General features: G+C 72.5%; 17 protein-coding genes. 14 read left to right on the top strand and 3 right to left on the bottom strand.

Annotated features, from left to right (window positions below; all coding sequences use genetic code 11):
• Nucleotides 1-21: 21 nt before the first annotated feature.
• From ACFYZ4_RS21505 to ACFYZ4_RS21450, 12 genes are all read left to right on the top strand, one after another.
• On the top strand, nt 22-945 hold the full coding sequence (locus tag ACFYZ4_RS21505; RefSeq protein ID WP_351589878.1) for an ABC transporter permease: 924 nt from the start codon (nt 22-24) through the stop codon (nt 943-945).
• The gene (locus ACFYZ4_RS21500) at nt 938-1,969 is read left to right on the top strand and encodes an ABC transporter permease (RefSeq protein WP_384348714.1); all 1,032 of its coding nucleotides are present in this window, start codon (nt 938-940) and stop codon (nt 1,967-1,969) included. Before ACFYZ4_RS21505 ends, ACFYZ4_RS21500 begins: the two co-directional genes overlap by 8 nt.
• Before the next feature lie 12 nt (nt 1,970-1,981).
• The gene (locus tag ACFYZ4_RS21495) at nt 1,982-2,956 is read left to right on the top strand and encodes an ABC transporter ATP-binding protein (protein ID WP_351294128.1); all 975 of its coding nucleotides are present in this window, start codon (nt 1,982-1,984) and stop codon (nt 2,954-2,956) included.
• A complete protein-coding gene (locus ACFYZ4_RS21490) occupies nt 2,949-3,992 on the top strand; it encodes a dipeptide ABC transporter ATP-binding protein (protein WP_351294131.1) in 1,044 nt (347 codons plus the stop codon). Before ACFYZ4_RS21495 ends, ACFYZ4_RS21490 begins: the two co-directional genes overlap by 8 nt.
• 402 nt (nt 3,993-4,394) lie before the next feature.
• The gene (locus ACFYZ4_RS21485) at nt 4,395-4,589 is read left to right on the top strand and encodes a hypothetical protein (protein WP_030012369.1); all 195 of its coding nucleotides are present in this window, start codon (nt 4,395-4,397) and stop codon (nt 4,587-4,589) included.
• 23 nt (nt 4,590-4,612) lie between these two features.
• Nucleotides 4,613-5,509 (top strand): N-acetyl-1-D-myo-inositol-2-amino-2-deoxy-alpha-D-glucopyranoside deacetylase, encoded by an 897-nt coding sequence (gene mshB, locus ACFYZ4_RS21480; protein ID WP_351294134.1) that lies wholly within the window; start codon nt 4,613-4,615, stop codon nt 5,507-5,509.
• Nucleotides 5,506-5,889: a DUF6113 family protein gene (locus tag ACFYZ4_RS21475; protein WP_390784569.1), complete on the top strand. Its 384-nt coding sequence runs from the start codon at nt 5,506-5,508 to the stop codon at nt 5,887-5,889. The genes mshB and ACFYZ4_RS21475 overlap by 4 nt, the downstream gene beginning before the upstream one ends.
• 358 nt (nt 5,890-6,247) lie before the next feature.
• Nucleotides 6,248-8,107 carry a hypothetical protein gene (locus ACFYZ4_RS21470; protein WP_390784568.1) on the top strand — a complete coding sequence of 620 codons (1,860 nt, stop codon included), beginning with the start codon at nt 6,248-6,250 and terminating at the stop codon, nt 8,105-8,107.
• 143 nt (nt 8,108-8,250) lie between these two features.
• On the top strand, nt 8,251-9,195 hold the full coding sequence (locus tag ACFYZ4_RS21465; protein ID WP_351294142.1) for an ABC transporter ATP-binding protein: 945 nt from the start codon (nt 8,251-8,253) through the stop codon (nt 9,193-9,195).
• The gene (locus tag ACFYZ4_RS21460) at nt 9,192-9,932 is read left to right on the top strand and encodes an ABC transporter permease (RefSeq protein WP_351294145.1); all 741 of its coding nucleotides are present in this window, start codon (nt 9,192-9,194) and stop codon (nt 9,930-9,932) included. Before ACFYZ4_RS21465 ends, ACFYZ4_RS21460 begins: the two co-directional genes overlap by 4 nt.
• Before the next feature lie 79 nt (nt 9,933-10,011).
• Entirely contained in the window at nt 10,012-11,142 is a 1,131-nt protein-coding gene (locus ACFYZ4_RS21455; protein ID WP_351294231.1) for a histidine kinase, read from the top strand.
• Nucleotides 11,139-11,756 carry a response regulator transcription factor gene (locus ACFYZ4_RS21450; protein WP_351294147.1) on the top strand — a complete coding sequence of 206 codons (618 nt, stop codon included), beginning with the start codon at nt 11,139-11,141 and terminating at the stop codon, nt 11,754-11,756. Before ACFYZ4_RS21455 ends, ACFYZ4_RS21450 begins: the two co-directional genes overlap by 4 nt.
• 185 nt (nt 11,757-11,941) lie before the next feature.
• On the opposite strand, the gene ACFYZ4_RS21445 is transcribed toward ACFYZ4_RS21450, so the two are convergent.
• On the bottom strand, nt 11,942-12,736 hold the full coding sequence (locus tag ACFYZ4_RS21445; RefSeq protein WP_390784567.1) for a transglutaminase-like domain-containing protein: 795 nt from the start codon (nt 12,734-12,736) through the stop codon (nt 11,942-11,944).
• Nucleotides 12,733-13,719, bottom strand: coding sequence for a GNAT family N-acetyltransferase (locus ACFYZ4_RS21440; RefSeq protein WP_390784566.1), 987 nt, complete (start codon nt 13,717-13,719; stop codon nt 12,733-12,735). The genes ACFYZ4_RS21445 and ACFYZ4_RS21440 overlap by 4 nt, the downstream gene beginning before the upstream one ends.
• Before the next feature lie 117 nt (nt 13,720-13,836).
• Between ACFYZ4_RS21440 and fdxA the strand changes: the two genes are divergently transcribed.
• On the top strand, nt 13,837-14,166 hold the full coding sequence (gene fdxA / locus ACFYZ4_RS21435) for a ferredoxin (RefSeq protein ID WP_030011906.1): 330 nt from the start codon (nt 13,837-13,839) through the stop codon (nt 14,164-14,166).
• Between the two features lie 108 nt (nt 14,167-14,274).
• The gene (gene dapC, locus ACFYZ4_RS21430; RefSeq protein WP_351294155.1) at nt 14,275-15,393 is read left to right on the top strand and encodes a succinyldiaminopimelate transaminase; all 1,119 of its coding nucleotides are present in this window, start codon (nt 14,275-14,277) and stop codon (nt 15,391-15,393) included.
• Between the two features lie 75 nt (nt 15,394-15,468).
• On the opposite strand, the gene ACFYZ4_RS21425 is transcribed toward dapC, so the two are convergent.
• A complete protein-coding gene (locus tag ACFYZ4_RS21425) occupies nt 15,469-15,873 on the bottom strand; it encodes an ATP-binding protein (protein ID WP_351294158.1) in 405 nt (134 codons plus the stop codon).
• Nucleotides 15,874-16,004: the final 131 nt, after the last annotated feature.

Here is a 16,004-nt window from a genome sequence, read left to right as displayed (position 1 = left end):
GGATCGATCCTGGAGCAGTCCATGGGACGTTATGTGATCCGGCGGCTGCTCCAGATGATCCCGGTGTTCATCGGCAGCACGTTCCTGATCTTCGTCATGGTGTACGCGCTCGGCGACCCGGTCGCGGCCCTCTTCGGCGACAAGGCCCCCGACCCCGCGACCGCCGCCCGCATCCGCAAGGACCTCTACCTCGACCAGCCGCTGTGGAAGCAGTACCTCCACTACATGGGCCAGATCTTCCAGGGCGACTTCGGCACGGCCTTCAACGGCCAGTCCGTCACCGAGCTGATGGCCAGCGCCTTCCCCGTCACCCTGCGCCTGACCCTGGTCGCGATCTTCTTCGAGGTCGTCATCGGCATCACCCTGGGCGTGCTCAGCGGGCTGCGCCGCGGCAAGACCGTCGACACCTCCGTGCTCGTGGCCACCCTCGTGGTCATCTCCGTGCCCACCTTCGTGACGGGCTACCTGCTCCAGTACCTCTTCGGCGTCAAATGGGGCTGGGTGCGGCCCACCGTCTCCCCGGAGGCCCCCCTCAACGAGCTGATCCTGCCCGGCATCGTCCTCGCGCTGGTCTCCCTCGCCTACGTCACCCGGCTGTCGCGCACCTCCATCGCCGAGAACGTCAAGGCCGACTACGTGCGCACGGCCACCGCCAAGGGCCTGCCCCGGAGCCGGGTCGTCACCCGCCACCTGCTGCGCAACTCCCTGATCCCGGTGGTCACCTTCATCGGCACCGACATCGGTGCGCTGATGGGCGGCGCCATCGTCACCGAGCGGATCTTCAACATCCACGGCGTCGGCTACCAGCTCTACCAGGGCATCCTGCGCAACAACTCGCCCACCGTCGTCGGCTTCGTGACCATCCTCGTCATCGTCTTCCTGCTGGCGAACCTGCTCGTCGACCTGCTCTACGCGGTCCTGGACCCGAGGATCCGTTATGCCTGAGCCCGAGCCCCCCGAGCGCGCCGAAGGCCCCGGCGGATACGACCCCGTCGGCCCCCGCCGGCACGAGGCGGTCTCCCCCACCGGCCAGGGAGGGCCCATGGATCTCGCGCTGGAGGAAGCCGAGAGCGTCGAGGGCATCGAGAAGACCGCCGGGCCGACCGGCCCCGGACCCACCGAGAAGGCCCGCTCGCTGTGGTCCGACGCCTGGCACCAGCTGCGCCGCAACCCCGTCTTCATCCTCTCCTCGCTGCTGATCCTCTTCCTCGTGATCATCTCGATCTGGCCGCAGCTCATCGCGAGCGGCGACCCGCTCCAGTGCGACCTGTCCAAATCGCAGCAGGGCTCCTCCCCGGGCCACCCCTTCGGCTACGACACCCAGGGCTGCGACGTCTACACCCGCACGGTCTACGGGGCGCGCGCCTCCATCACCGTCGGCGTCTGCGCCACCCTCGGCGCCGCCCTGCTCGGCTCCGCGCTCGGCGGGCTCGCCGGTTTCTTCGGCGGCTGGGGCGACGCGCTGCTCTCCCGGGTCGCCGACATCTTCTTCGGCATCCCGGTGGTCCTCGGCGGTCTGGTCTTCCTGTCGGTCGTCACCAGCACCACCGTGTGGCCCGTGGTCGGCTTCATCGTGCTCCTCGGCTGGCCGCAGATCGCCCGCATCGCCCGCGGCTCGGTGATCACCGCCAAACAGAACGACTACGTCCAGGCCGCCCGGGCCCTGGGCGCCGGCAACGGCCGGATGCTGCTGCGGCACGTGGCGCCCAACGCCGTCGCCCCCGTCATCGTCGTCGCCACCATCGCGCTCGGCACGTACATCGCGCTGGAGGCCACCCTGTCCTTCCTCGGCGTCGGCCTGCGCCCGCCCACCGTCTCGTGGGGCATCGACATCTCCAACGCGGCCTCGCAGATCCGCAACGCCCCGCACATGCTGCTCTGGCCGGCGGGCGCGCTGAGCCTCACGGTGCTCGCCTTCATCATGCTCGGCGACGCGGTGCGCGACGCCCTCGACCCCAAGCTGCGCTGAGGAGCCCCGCACATGCTGCTCGAAGTCCGCGATCTGCACGTGGAATTCAAGACGCGCGACGGAGTCGCGAAGGCGGTCAACGGCGTCGACTACTCGGTGGACGAGGGCGAGACGCTCGCCGTGCTCGGCGAGTCGGGCTCCGGCAAGTCGGTGACCGCCCAGGCCGTGATGGGGATCCTCGACATGCCGCCGGGCCGGATCGCCGGCGGCGAGATCCTCTTCAAGGGCAAGGACCTCCTCAGGATGAAGGAGGAGGAGCGGCGCAGGATCCGCGGCGCCGACATGGCGATGATCTTCCAGGACGCGCTCTCCTCGCTGAACCCGGTCCTGAGCGTGGGCAAGCAACTCGGCGAGATGTACGAGGTCCACCGCGGGATGTCCCGCAAGGACGCCAAGGCCAAGGCCGTCGAGCTGATGGACCGGGTGCGGATCCCGGCGGCGAAACAGCGGGTGGGGGACTTCCCGCACCAGTTCTCGGGCGGCATGCGCCAGCGCATCATGATCGCCATGGCGCTGGCCCTGGAGCCCTCGCTGATCATCGCGGACGAGCCGACGACGGCCCTGGACGTGACCGTCCAGGCGCAGGTGATGGACCTGCTGGCCGAGCTGCAGCGCGAGCTGAACATGGGCCTCATCCTGATCACCCACGACCTGGGCGTGGTCGCGGACGTGGCCGACAAGATCGCCGTCATGTACGCCGGCCGGATCGTCGAGGCGGCCCCCGTCCACGAGATCTACAAGGCGCCCGCGCACCCGTACACGCGCGGCCTGCTGGACTCCATCCCGCGCCTGGACCAGAAGGGGCAGGAGCTGTACGCCATCAAGGGCCTGCCGCCGAACCTGCTGGCCATCCCGCCCGGCTGTGCCTTCAACCCGCGCTGTCCGATGGCGCAGGCCGTCTGCCGCGCCGAGGTCCCGCCGCTCGCGCAGGTCGCCGAGGAGCGGACCAGCGCGTGCTTCTTCTGGAAGGAGTGCCTCCGTGGCTGAGTCCCTTCTGGAAGTGAAGGACCTGGTCAAGCACTACCCGCTGACCCAGGGCATCGTCTTCCGCAAACAGGTCGGCGCGGTCAAGGCCGTCGACGGGGTCTCCTTCGACCTGCGGGCCGGCGAGACGCTGGGCATCGTCGGCGAGTCCGGCTGCGGGAAGTCGACCGTGGCCAAGATGCTGGTCAACCTGGAGCGGCCGACGGCGGGTTCGATCCTCTACAAGGGGGAGGACCTCACCAGGCTGTCCGGCCGCGCCCTGAAGGCGGTGCGCCGCAACATCCAGATGGTCTTCCAGGACCCGTACACCTCGCTGAACCCGCGGATGACGGTCGGCGACATCATCGGCGAGCCCTACGAGATCCACCCCGAGGTGGCTCCGAAGGGCTCGCGCCGGCAGAAGGTCCAGGACCTCCTCGACGTGGTCGGCCTGAACCCGGAGTACATCAACCGCTACCCGCACCAGTTCTCCGGCGGTCAGCGCCAGCGCATCGGCATCGCCCGCGGCCTCGCGCTGCAGCCCGAGATCATCGTGGCCGACGAGCCGGTCTCGGCCCTCGACGTCTCCGTGCAGGCGCAGGTGATCAACCTCCTGGACCGCCTCCAGAAGGACTTCAGCCTGTCCTACGTCTTCATCGCGCACGACCTGTCGATCGTGCGGCACATCTCGGACCGGGTGGGCGTCATGTACCTGGGCCGGATCGTGGAGATCGGCACCGACAGCCAGATCTACGACCACCCGACCCACCCGTACACCCAGGCCCTGCTTTCGGCCGTTCCCGTGCCGGACCCGGAGGCCCGCGCCCACCGCGAGCGGATCATCCTCTCCGGTGACGTGCCCTCCCCGGCCAACCCGCCGTCGGGCTGCCCCTTCCGCACCCGCTGCTGGAAGGCCGAGCCCCGCTGCACGGCGGAGGTACCGCTGCTGGCGGTGCCGCAGGCCTTCCCCTCGGGCCCGGCGGCCCACCCCTCGGCGTGTCACTTCGCGGCGGAGAAACAGGTGGTCCCGCAGACACCCCCGCCGGGCGCGGAGGACTAGTACCGGCCCGCCGGTCCTGTTCCGGCCTGTCCTGTCCGTGGGACGGACTCCCCGCAGACCGATGATTTCCGGCCACCCACGGGGTGTGAGGTGCGGGTGTGGCCAGTGCCCCTCAACGCGGTTTACACGGGGGCAACTTGACCGTTTCTGCCCCGAGATCTGGGGCATGCAGCCTGTGTGGCGTGCGGCCGTGCGGGTGCCGACAGTCGGCCGGGGAGGCGTACAGCCGCCCCGGCCGACCTCCCCGTGACCCCGCCCGTGCGCGCCATGCGCCCCTCGTGCTGCCGGATTTCGATCGATGCGCTGGCACGGATAGTTATGATCCGTAGCGCACGGTGGGTATGACTCTCGCCGAGCACGAATGCGCGTACCGATGTCCGCTCGACGTGGAGGTGAAACGCCGTGGCACTCTCGATCTCCGCCGTGGTGCTGCTGGCGATCATCGTCTTCCTGCTGGTCCGGAGGGCCGGCCTGAAGGCGGGACACGCGGTCGTCTGCGTACTGCTCGGCTTCTACCTGGCGAGCTCCACCATCGCCCCGACCCTCAGCCAGCTCACCTCGAACGTGGCGAGCATGATCAGTGGCCTCAAGTTCTGAGCCGTGCCTCGTAGGCTAGGCCCATGAACGGTCTTCCCGCCCGTCGTCTGCTCCTCGTGCACGCGCACCCGGACGACGAGTCGATCAACAACGGCGTCACCATGGCCAAGTACGCGGCCGAGGGCGCCCACGTCGCGTTGGTGACGTGCACCCTCGGCGAGGAGGGCGAGGTCATCCCGCCCGCCCTCGCCCACCTGGCGGCCGACCGCGACGACACCCTCGGCGCCCACCGCGTCGGCGAACTCGCCGCCGCCATGGCCGAGCTGGGCGTCCACGACCACCGGTTCCTCGGCGGCCCCGGCCGCTTCCGGGACTCCGGGATGATGGGCGCCCCGCAGAACCACCGCCCGGGGGCCTTCTGGTCCGCCGACGTGGACGAGGCGGCCGCGTACCTCGTGGAGGTGATCCGCGAGCTGCGCCCGCAGGTGCTCGTCACGTACGACCCGGACGGCGGCTACGGGCACCCCGACCACATCCAGGCCCACCGGGTCGCCATGCGCGCCGCCGAACTGGCCGCGGAGACCGCGTACCGGCGCGACCTCGGCACCCCGCACACGGTCGGGAAGATCTACTGGAACCGCGTCCCGCTCTCCGTGGTCGAGGAGGGCTTCGCCCGGCTGCGCGCCGCCGGAACCGGGAACCCCTTCCCGGGGCTCGGCTCGCCCGGGGACGTGCCGGGGGTCGTCGCCGACGAGCGGATCACCGCCGAGATCGGGGCCGAGGAGGCCTTCGCCGCGGCGAAGGCGGCCGCCATGCGGGCCCACGCCACCCAGATCGCCGTGGACGGGCCCGTCTTCGCCCTCTCCAACGACCTGGCACAGCCGCTGTTCACCCGCGAGTACTACGAACTGGTCGAGGGCCGGCCGGGCGTACCGGCGGGGACGCGCGAGCACGACCTCTTCGCGGGGGTGGGGGCATGACCAGCAGCCTGACGGTGGGCCGGGTCGCCGGCGGCCTGGGCCTGCTGGTCGCGGGCGCGCTGACCGGCGCGGCCGGCTGGCTGGTGGTGGACCTGTGGTTCCCCGGCGGCCTGCTGCTCGCCCTGCTGGCCCTCTTCGGGCTGTTCCTCGGGGGCCGGATCGCCCTCGGCACCGCCCTCGGCGTGGGCGGGGCGGCGGCCGGCTGGTTCCTCGCGTACGTGATGCTCAGCGTTCCGCGCCCCGAGGGGGACTTCCTCCTCAGTTCGTCCGGAATCGGTATGTACGCCTACCTTTTGGGTGGAACGGTGCTCGCTGTGATGTGTGCCACGATGCGCGGTCCGCTGGACCGGCCGGTTTCGGCCGCGCGCTCTGCCAAGTGACGTGGTGTCGGACCTCGTAGGGAGATCGGCGCAGGACCGGGCACGGGGTCTCTCGGGCCGGTTCAGGGGGGTTTGACGGGCGCTGTGAGGAACCCCTGAATCCCGGCCGTCAGTTGCGTGCGGGCGGCGGCCAGTATGGTGGACGGGCCGCCGAGCTGCCCGCGCACGGTATGACGGGCGGCGGAGCCAACCGGGAGAACCTGCCTTGAGTCGTGAAACCGACAGTTCGTCCTCCGGGCCCAAGGGGCACGGTGGAGCCGCATACCCCTCGGGGACGCCGCCGTACGGAACCGGCCAGCACCCGTCCACGAGCGTGCCGCCCGGACCTGGCGCGTCGACCGCTCCGGAGGAGAACCCTGTGACCTCGAAGCCGTCCACGCCCGAATCCGACGGGCCCAAGACCGAGACCACCCTGACGACCCGGATCCGGATCAACATCCCCGGCTCCCGGCCGATCCCGCCGGTGGTCGTGCGCAAGTCGATGGGCACCAACTCCGGCCCGGCCGCCGCCGCGCCGGAGCAGGGGCCGGCGCCGACGCCCGAGCCGAAGCCCACGCCCGCGCAGCGGCCGCAGCCGACGCGGATCGAGGCCGAGCGGGAGCCGGAGCCGGCCCGCGGCCAGGGCCCGGCCGAAGCCGGGGAGCCGGCCGCCAGCAACTGGTTCGCCCCCCGCAAGTCGGGGGGCGCCGCCCCCGCGACCCCGCCGCCCGCCGCCGCGCAGATGCCGCCGGCCGCGTCCGCCCCGCCGCCGCTCGCGCAGCGGCCCGTGCCCGGCGCCGCGCGCACGCCCATGCCCACCCCGATGGCGCCTCCGCCCGTGCCGGGCGGCGGCTACGCGCCCCCGCCGCGCACCCAGACCCCGCCCGCGCCGGACAGCGCCTACGCGCCGCCGCGCACCCCGCCGCCGCCCGTGGCGGACTACGGCACCGGCTACGCCCAGCCGCCCGCGCCCGCCGCGCCGATGCCCGGTGGCCCCGGCGTCGGCTCCACCCAGGGCTTCCCGGTGTACGGGAGCGACCAGGGCGACGGCGGCCCCGTCACCGAGGCCTTCCCGGTCTACGGCAGCCAGCCCGCCGGACCCACCGGCGGTCCCGGCTACGGCTCCGGCCCGGTCGGCGGCCCCGGCGGCGGACCCCGCGTCGAGGACGCGGCGGGCTGGCCCGGCCCCGTGCTGGACACGCCGATGCCGACGCCGACCCCGGTGCCCGTGCCCGTACCGGCACCGGTGGCCCCGCGCCCCGCGCCCGCACAGCAGAAGGGCACCGCCAAGCCCGCCAAGAAGGGCCGCTCCAAGCTGGTCCTGCTCGGCGGCGGGATCGTCGCCCTGATCGGCGTGGCCTACGGCGCCGGGCTGCTCCTGAACCACTCCGACGTCCCCAAGGGCACCACCGTCCTCGGCGTCGACATCGGCGGCACCCGCGACGAGGCCGTGGCCAAGCTCCAGACGGCCTTCGGCACCCGCGCCTCCACCCCGATCCAGCTCAACATCGGCGGCAAGCAGGTCGAGCTGAAGCCCGACAAGGCCGGGCTGACCCTCGACGGCCAGACCACCGTCCGCAACGCGGCCGGCAGCGACTACAACCCCGTCACCGTCATCGGCTCCCTCCTCGGCAACGAGCGCGTCGCCGACCCCGTGATGCCGGTCGACGAGGAGAAGCTCCAGGGCGCGCTCCAGGAACTCGCGGGCACGGCCGGCTCGGTCACCGAGGGCACGATCACCTTCGACACCGGCAAGGCCGTGGCCGTCCCCGGCAAGCCCGGCACCACCCTGGACGTGGACGGCTCCGTCGACCTGGTCACCAAGGCCTTCCGCGACCAGGTCGCCACCGGCACGGCGGCCGTGGCCGAACTGCCGACCACCACCAAGGAACCGGCCGTCAACCAGGCCGAACTGGACCGGGCGATGAAGGAGTTCGCGGAGCCGGCGATGTCCGCCATCGCCACGGTCAAGGCGGGCGGCAAGTCCCTCCCCTTCGGTTCCAAGTCCCTGCCGAAGTTCCTCAGCATGCAGGCCGTGGACGGCCGCCTCACGGAGAAGTTCGACCTGGAGGCGCTCAAGGCGGTCTACGGGAACACCTTCGACGGGGTCCTGATCACCCGCGGTACCGGCGCCAAGACGGCGGTCACCCCGCAGGACGTCGCCGGCGCCCTCGGCCAGGCCCTGCGCGGCAAGACCACCGCCGAACGGACCGTCGTCATCGAGACCAACGCGAACTGACCCGCGCCGCGTCACGACGGACCAGTGCCCCCGCCCGGACCCCGGGCGGGGGCACTGTCATGTCCGCCGCATGACATCCGTCATCCGGCACACACGACGCCCGGCACTGCCGCGCGGCACCCCGTACGGGCGAATCTCTGTTCATGACGACGACGACCGCGGCACGCACCGCGAAGACCACCACCGACACCGTGGTCAGCTTCGAGAACGTGACGAAGAGCTACGGCCCGGTCCGGGCGGTCGACGGCCTCACCCTCGCACTCCACCCGGGCGAGACCGTCGCGCTCCTCGGCCCCAACGGCGCCGGGAAGTCCTCCACCCTCGACCTCCTCCTCGGCCTGCGCCCCGCCGACTCCGGCTCCGTCCGGCTCTTCGGCACCAGCCCGCGCGAGGCCGTCGCCGCCGGCCGGGTCGGCGCCATGCTGCAGAGCGGCGGCCTGATGGCGGAGGTGACCGTACGGGAGATCGTCGCGCTCGGCTGCGCCCTGCACCCGCGGCCGCACCCGGTCGACGAGGTGCTCTCCCGCGCCGGCATCGACAAGATCGCCGACCGCAAGGTCGACAAGCTCTCCGGCGGCCAGGAACAGCGGGTGCGCTTCGCCCTCGCCACGGCCGGCGACAACGACCTCATCGTGCTCGACGAGCCGACCACCGGCATGGACGTCACCGCCCGCCAGTCCTTCTGGGCCACCATGCGCGAACAGGCCGACCAGGGCCGCACCGTGCTCTTCGCCACCCACTACCTGGAGGAGGCGGACGCGATCGCCGACCGGGTGCTGGTGCTCAGCAGGGGCCGGCTGCTCGCCGACGGCACCGCCGCCGAGATCAAGGCCAGGGCCGGCGCCCGGAAGGTCTCCTTCGAGCTGGACGGCCGGGAGGCCGTGGACGAGCAGGTGCTCCGCGCCCTGCCCGCCCTCACCGCCTTCGAGCGGCACGGCGCGACCGTGCGGCTCCAGTCCGCCGACCCCGACGCGACCGTCCACGCCGTGTACGCGCTCGGGCTCTACCCCCGCAATCTGGAGGTCGCGGGCCTCGGCCTGGAACAGGCCTTCATCGCCCTCACCGAGGCCGAGGAGGCCGCCCTGTGAACGCCCTGATCAAGCTGGAGATCGTCCGCGCCCTGCGGAACAAGAAGTACCTCTTCTTCACCGTCCTCTACCCGGCCGCCCTCTTCCTGATGCTCGGCGGCACCCTCGACGGCACCACCAAGGTCATGGGCACCGAGCTGACCATGCCCGCCTTCTACATGGTCGCGATGGCCTCCTTCGGAGCCCTGACCGCCGTCCTCATGGGCAACAGCGAGCGCATCGCCAAGGAGCGCGAGCAGGGCTGGGTCCGCCAGCTCCGGCTGACCGCCCTCCCCGGCCACGGCTACGTCCTCGCCAAGACCGCCGGCGCCGGCGTCCTCTCGCTCCCCTCCATCCTGATCGTCTTCGCGGTGGCGGCCGTCACCAAGGACGTACGGTTCGACGCCTGGCAGTGGCTCGCCCTCACCGGCGCGATCTGGGCCGGCAGCCTGGTCTTCGCCGCGCTCGGCGTCGCCATCGGATACCTGGCGAGCGGCGACAGCGTCCGGCCCGTCTCGATGCTCTTCTACTTCGGCCTGTCGATCCTCGGCGGCCTGTGGATGCCCACCGCGAACTTCCCGCAGTGGCTCCAGAGCATCGCGGACTGGCTCCCCACCCACGCCTACGCGGGCCTCGGCCAGGCCATCGAGCTGGGCGGCGCACCGCACGCCAAGGACGTGGCGATCCTCGCCGTGTACTTCGTACTGTTCACCGGTGCCGCCGCCTGGCTGTACCGCAAGGACTCACTGAAGGCATGAACCCGTGGCGCTGACGAGGGAACACGAGGACCGGGATTTCCCCGCGATCGGCAAAGTGCCGGAGAACCGCCGCCAGAGGATGGTGAAGGCGCTCTGGATCAGCATCTGGCTGTTCTACCTGAGCGCCCCCGTCACCGACCTGATCAGCGGCGGCCACAGCCTCGGGGTCAGGCTGCTCGGCGGCCTGGGCCTCGCGGCCTTCGTCGCCTGGTACCTGGTGCTGGTCTTCCGCACCGCCCGCCGGATGCCGGTCCGCCGGGTGCTGATCTCCCTGGCGGTGCTCGCCGCCCAGGCCACGATCCTGTCGCTGACCCTGGGCCGCGAATGGCTCGTGCTCTTCGTCTACGTGGCCATCTCCTCCGGAGCCGCGCTGCCGGCCGAGTACTCCCGCTGGACCGTCCTCGGCACGACCGCCCTGCTGGCGGTCACGGCGAACGCCGTCCCCGGCGGCACCGCCTACCTGGCGGGCCTGCTGATCCCGGCGCTGATGGGCGGGTTCGCCATGGTCGGCATCCGCGCCATGATCCGGACGACGATGGAACTCCGCGAGGCACGGGCCACGGTGGCGCAGCTCGCCGCCAACGAGGAACGCCTGCGGATGGCCCGCGACCTGCACGACCTGCTGGGGCACTCGCTGTCGCTGATCACGCTGAAGAGCGAGCTGGCGGGCCGGATGCTGCCCGGACAGCCCGAGGCGGCCGCCCAGCAGGTCGCGGACATCGAACGGGTCAGCCGGCAGGCGCTGGTCGACGTACGCGAGGCGGTGAGCGGCTACCGGCGGCCCACCCTGCCCGGCGAACTCGCCGGCGCGCGGACGGCGCTCGCCGCGGCGGGCGTGGTGGCGGACCTCCCGGTGGACTTCCCGGCTGACCTCCCGGCGGAGCCGTCCGGGGAGCTCCCGGAGGAAGCGGAATCCGCCCTGGCCTGGTCCCTGCGCGAGGCCGTGACGAACGTGGTCCGGCACAGCGGGGCCAAGCGCTGCCGGGTCACCCTGGAGACGCGCCAGACGCTGGACGGTCCGGTGCTGGAGCTGACGGTGACGGACGACGGCCCGGGCGGCCCCGGTGGCCCGGCCGCCCCCGGCAACGGCCTGACGGGTCTGACGGAACGTCTGGCGGCGGTCGGCGGCAGCCTGTCGGCGGGCCCCGCCGGCCGGACCGGCTTCGCCCTCACGGCCCGCGTCCCGCTGGCCCTAGGATCGGGATCATGACCTCACGCCCGATCCGCATCCTGCTGGCGGAGGACCAGTCGATGGTCCGCGAGGCCCTCGCCGCCCTGCTCGGCCTGGAACCCGACATCGAGGTACTGGTGCAGGTGGCCCGTGGCGACGAGGTGGTGGACGCGGCCCGCGCGCACGACGTGAACGTCGCCCTGCTGGACATCGAGATGCCGGGCATGACGGGCATCGAGGCGGCCGCGGCCCTGCGGACGGCCCGGCCCGACCTGCGCATCGTCATCCTGACCACCTTCGGCCGCCCCGGCTACCTCCGCGGCGCGATGGAGGCGGGCGCCTCGGCCTTCCTGGTTAAGGACGCCCCGGCCGCGCAGCTGGCGCAGGCGGTGCGCAAGGTCCTCCTCGGGGAGCGCGTCATCGACCCCACGCTCGCGGCGGCGGCCCTCGCGGAGGGCGCGAACCCGCTGACGGACCGCGAACGGGAGGTCCTGCGGGAGGCGGAGTCGGGCGCGACCAACGCGGAACTCGCAGCGCGGCTGCACCTGTCGGCGGGCACGGTCCGCAACTACCTATCGACGGCGATCCAGAAACTGGCGGCACGCAACCGCGCCGAAGCCGTGCGCGTGGCCCGCGAAAAGGGCTGGCTCTAGCCGCACCACGGCCGGGACTCCGCCCCGAACCCCCGCCGGGACCAGCCCCGGACCCCGCGCCTCAAACGCCGGCGAGGCTGGATCTTTCAGCCCCTCCGGCGTTTGAGGAGCGGGGTCCGGGGCGGAGCCCCGCAATCAAGCCGCGCCGGCGATTGAGGCGCGGGGGCCAGGGCGGAGCCCCGGGGTCAGTTCAGCAGGGCGCGGGCGGAGGCGGCCTCCGCGTGGATGCGGGACGCCGCGTCGGCGTCGATGGCGGCCACGACGTCGGCGTACGCGTCGAGCGCCACCGCGCCCTCCCGGAACGAGCCCCGTTCCACCAGCAGCCGCGCCCGCTCGTACCGCAGCGCCGCCGGGTGCGACGGCAGCAGCAGCGACAGGTCGAGCGACCACAGGGCCACGCCCGACTGCTCCGGGCGGGTCGACGCCCAGGCCCGGATGTTGCCCAGGATCCGCAGCACGATGGCCAGGGTGCCGGCCGGCGTGCGCGGACCCGACGCCAGCTCCGCGGGCCCGGCGCCCAGGGACGCGCCGCCCGCGAAGGGGTCCACGACCACGCCCTCCTCCGGGTCCCCGAAGCCCACCACGAAGTGCCCCGGCAGCCCCAGCCCGTACACCGGCGCCCCCGCCCGCCGGGCGACCTCCATCCAGACGACGGACAGGAGGATCGGGAGGCCGCGGCGCCGCCGCAGGACCTCGTGCAGCAGCGAGGACGACAGCCGGCCGTAGTCCGCGGGGGTGCCGTGGAAGCCGAGCCGTCCGCCCAGCAGTTCCGTCACGGCCGACGCCCACGCCCGCGCGCCCCGCAGCCCGTACGGCAGCATCCCGGCGAGCCGGTCCAGCTCGATCTGCGCCCAGTCCATGACGCGTTCGTCCAGCTCCGGGTCCGCCTCCGCCGCCACCAGCAGGCACAGCAGCGCCAGATCGGGCCGCTCCGACCGGGCCTCCGCCGCGAACTGCTCCCGCCGGTCCGCCGGACTCACGCCGCCACCCGGTAGTGGTGGTACGCGTGGTGCGTGGCGAAGCCGAGCCCGTCGTACAGCGCCCGCGCCCCCGCATTGTCCGTCTCGACCTGCAGCCACGCCGCCGACGCGCCCTCCTCCAGGGCCTTGCGGGCCAGCGCGGCCATCACCGCCGTCGCCAGGCCCTGCCGCCGCTCGACGGGATCGACCGTCACCGCCGAGAAGCCGGCCCACCGCCCGTCCACCACGCACCGTCCGACCGCCCGGCCCCCGGGCAGCGCCGCGAACCACACCGACGGCCCTTCCACCAGCAGCCGCCGCGCCACGTCCGGGTCGTCGACCTTCCCGTAGCGGCCGAGCCACTCCTCGTCCGGGACGCGGGTCAGCCGTACGGATCCGGCGGCGGGCGCCGCCACGTCGCCCACCGGCGCCAGCGCGCCGATCCGTACCTCCGCCGACACCTCGGACGCCCAGCCCCGCCGTTCCAGCTCCGCGCAGAGCAGCTCCTGCGTGCCGACGGCCCCGGTCGCGGCCTGCACATAGGCCGGAAGCCCTCGTTCCGCGTACCAGGAGGTCACTCGCGCGAGTGCATCGTCCAGCGGTATCCCCGGGTCGCCCACCGCCAGTACCGAATTGGCCCGCCGGGTGAAACCGGCGGCGGCCCGCAGCGTCCACTCGCCCAGCGGCTCGCTCTCCAGCGGCTGCCAGGACCGCGCCGTGATCCGCGACAGCTCCTCGAAGGAGGCCGCCGGACCCCGCCGCCGGGCCGGCGCCGGAGGCACGATCTTGCCCGCCACCAGGGCGGATTCCGCGATGCGGACGGACTGCCCGTTCTTCTTTGTGATCAGCAGCACACCCTGGTCCCAGGATGTGAGAACACCGACCGTGTCCGTGAACTCGGGTGATCCGCTCAGCCGGGCCTCCACCCGTCGTACAGAGACACGTTTACCCACGTCAGCCGGGGTAATTCGGACCTCCAGCAGTCCTCCGGCGTTGATTTCCACAGCTCTGTCCGCCCCTCCTGTTCGGATCGTGCCCGGGAACGGAGATACTAGGTGCGGGCATCGACGACGCCGCGCTCCCGCGCGATATGGAAAGCCCTACCGAGGAGGAACGAGAGCGTGACCTACGTCATCGCGGAGCCTTGTGTCGACGTCAAGGACAAGGCATGCATCGAAGAGTGCCCCGTCGACTGCATCTACGAGGGCCAGCGGTCCTTGTACATCCACCCGGACGAGTGCGTCGACTGTGGTGCGTGTGAGCCGGTCTGCCCGGTCGAGGCCATCTTCTACGAGGACGACACTCCGGAAGAGTGGAAGGACTACTACAAGGCGAACGTCGAGTTCTTCGACGAGCTCGGTTCGCCCGGTGGTGCCTCCAAGCTGGGCCTGATCGAGCGCGACCACCCCTTCGTCGCCGCGCTGCCTGCCGGTATCAACGGCGAGCACTGACCCTTCAGGCAGGCGCGCCCCTCGGTCCCGTACGGCCTCGTCGCCGCACGGGGCCGAGGCGTTTGCGGACCCGTTACCAGCCAGTACTCAGAGAGAGCAGAGACCATCGTGGCCGCAGTATCCGACCGTCTTCCCGCCTTCCCCTGGGACAAGCTGGAGCCGTACAAGAAGACGGCGGCGGCCCACGCGGACGGCATCGTCGACCTGTCCGTCGGCACGCCGGTGGACCCGGTCCCGCAGCTGATCCAGCGCGCTCTGATCGAGGCCGCCGACTCCCCGGGCTACCCCACGGTGTGGGGCACGGCCGCCCTGCGCGACGCGATCACGGGCTGGGTGCGCGGGCGCCTCGGCGCGAGCGCCGCCGAGCACCGCAACGTCCTGCCGGTCGTCGGCTCCAAGGAACTGGTGGCCTGGCTGCCGACCCAGCTGGGCCTGGGCGCCGGGGACAAGGTGGCCTACCCCCGGCTCGCCTACCCGACGTACGAGGTCGGCGCGCGGTTGTGCGGAGCCGAGGCCGTCGTCTACGACGCTGAGACATTTGCGAGTGACCCCGCGGGCACCGAGCTCGACCCGGCCGGCGTGAAGCTGCTGTGGCTCAACTCCCCGTCCAACCCCACCGGGAAGGTCCTCGCCAAGGAGGACCTCGTCCGGATCGTGGCCTGGGCGCGCGAGCACGGGATCCTGGTCTTCAGCGACGAGTGCTACCTGGAGCTGGGCTGGGAGGCCGAGCCCGTCTCCGTCCTGCACGACGAGGTGTGCGGGGGCTCGTACGAGGGGATCGTCGCCGTCCACTCCCTGTCCAAGCGCTCCAACCTGGCCGGCTACCGGGCGGCGTTCATCGCCGGTGACGCGGACGTGCTCGGCGAACTCCTGGAGATCCGCAAGCACGGCGGCATGATGACCCCGGCCCCGGTGCAGGCGGCCACGGTGGCGGCGCTCGGCGACGACCAGCACGTCGAGGAGCAGCGCGAGCGCTACGCGGCCCGCCGAGCGGCGCTGCGCGCGGCCCTGGAGGCGCACGGCTTCCGGGTCGAGCACAGCGAGGCGAGCCTCTACCTGTGGGTGACCCGGGACGAGCCCTGCTGGGAGACCGTCGCCCACCTCGCGGACCTGGGCATCCTGGTGGCGCCGGGCGACTTCTACGGCGAGGCGGGCGCACAGTTCGTGCGCGTCGCCTTCACCGCCACCGACGAGCGCGTCGAGGCGGCGGTCAAGCGCCTCGGCTGAGCGCCGGACGGTCCGGAACGGCCCGAGGGGGCCGGGAGTTCGCACTCCCGGCCCCCTCGGTGTTTCCCGCGGGCGTCAGCCGCCCAGCGGCGCGCCGGGCAGTCCCGCCGGCAGGACACCGCCGACACCGCCCACGGGCAGCTCGGACACGGGGAGCTCGGACACGGGCAGCTGGGAGACCGGCAGCTCCTTCGTCGTGGGCAGCCCGCCGAGCAGGCCCCCCGCCTTGCCGGCCACATCGGCGGCCGGGGCCGGCAGGGTCTTGGCGGTGGAGCCCACGGCGTCGGTGGCCGCGCCCGTGGCCGCACCGGCGGTCGCGTCGGTGGTGGCTTCGGGCGCGTCCTGCGCGGTGAGTGCGCCCAGCGGCACGGACTCCAGACCGGCGGCGCTTGCCGCGCCGGCCGCACCGACCACGGGCGCTGCCCCGGCTGCGAGGAGCAGCGCGGCACGGGCGATCCGACGGGTCAGGGGGAGAGACATGTTGCTCCTAAGCGGTAGCGGCTGAGTACGCCGTGACTAACCGCTCGCGGGGCGGGTGGAGTTGCGGTGCCGGTGGGTAAAGGATCGGTAACGCATCGTTTAATCGGCTTCCGCGACAAGCGCATCGGACG

This window comes from Streptomyces sp. NPDC001513, from assembly GCF_042894695.1.
In the GTDB taxonomy this organism is placed as follows: domain Bacteria; phylum Actinomycetota; class Actinomycetes; order Streptomycetales; family Streptomycetaceae; genus Streptomyces.
This window is presented reverse-complemented; position numbering and strand designations above follow the sequence as displayed.